Source organism: Streptomyces sp. DH12 (assembly GCF_020873895.1).
Lineage (GTDB): Bacteria > Actinomycetota > Actinomycetes > Streptomycetales > Streptomycetaceae > Streptomyces.
The window spans coordinates 1-1,157 of the sequence record NZ_JAHWGT010000101.1; the positions used below are offsets into that span (position 1 = coordinate 1).

Below are 1,157 nucleotides of genomic sequence, written 5' to 3' on the forward strand. Positions count from 1 at the left end.
GTACAGCTCCAGGGTGGAGTCCTCCGCCCCGTCCTGCGCCTCCACGGCGTACGCGGCGAAGGACGGCGGCTGCGGCAGCCACGCGCCGTTCGCGCCGAAGCCGTACGACGGGCCGGTCGTGGTCCACGGCAGCGGGACGCGGCAGCCGTCGCGGCCCTTGCGGACATGGCCGGTCTGCTCCCAGATCGGGTCCTGGAGGACCTCCGTGGGCAGGTCGGCGACCTCGGGCAGCCCGAGTTCCTCGCCCTGGTAGACGTACGCCGAGCCGGGCAGCGCCAGCATCAGCAGGGTGGCGGCGCGGGCCCGCCGCAGACCCGCCTCCGGGTCGACGGCGGGGGCGTGGCCGCCGGACAGCAGCCAGGCGTTGGTGTCCGTGCCGGGCGGCAGCATCAGCCGGGAGGCGTGCCGCACCACGTCGTGGTTGGACAGCACCCAGGTCGCCGAGGCGCCGGCCGCCTGCGCGGTCGCCAGCGAGTCGGTGATGACCCGGCGCAGTTCCTCCGCGTCCCACGCGGCCTCGAGGTACTCGAAGTTGAAGGCCTGGCCCAGCTCGTCCGGACGGGCGTACAGGGCGCGCCGGGCGCCGGGCACCCACGCCTCCGCCACGGCCGTACGGGGCGGGGTGTACGTGTCGAAGATCTTCCGCCAGTCGCGGTAGATCTCGTGCACCTCGTCGCGGTCGTAGAACGGATGCGTGCCGGGCGGGAAGTCGGCGAGGGCCGCCTCGCCGCCCGCCGCGTGGTCGCCGAGGTCGCGCAGCGGCTCCTCGAGGTCCTTGGTGAGGGCGTGCGCCACGTCGACGCGGAAGCCGTCCACGCCCCGGTCGGACCAGAAGCGCAGGGTGGTGCGGAAGTCCTCGCGGACGTCCGGGTGGTCCCAGTTCAGGTCGGGCTGCTCGGCGGCGAACAGATGCAGGTACCACTGCCCGTCCGGCACCCGCTGCCACGCGCTGCCGCCGAACACCGACTGCCAGTCGGTGGGCGGCAGCTCGCCGTTCCGGCCGCGGCCGTCGCGGAAGACGTAGCGGTCGCGGGCCGGGGAGCCGGGCCCGGCGCGCAGCGCTTCCTGGAACCAGACGTGCTGGTGGGAGGTGTGGTTGGGGACGACGTCGACGATCACCTTCAGGCCGAGCCGGTGCGCCTCGCGGACCAGCGCGT

At 74.5% G+C, this 1,157-nt stretch carries 1 protein-coding gene; it reads right to left on the reverse strand.

The genetic code is table 11. From position 1 onward, the window contains the following. Positions 1-1,157, reverse strand: a 1,157-nt coding sequence (locus LPA54_RS32735) for an alpha-amylase family glycosyl hydrolase (protein WP_228984395.1), incomplete at both ends; no start/stop codon positions are given.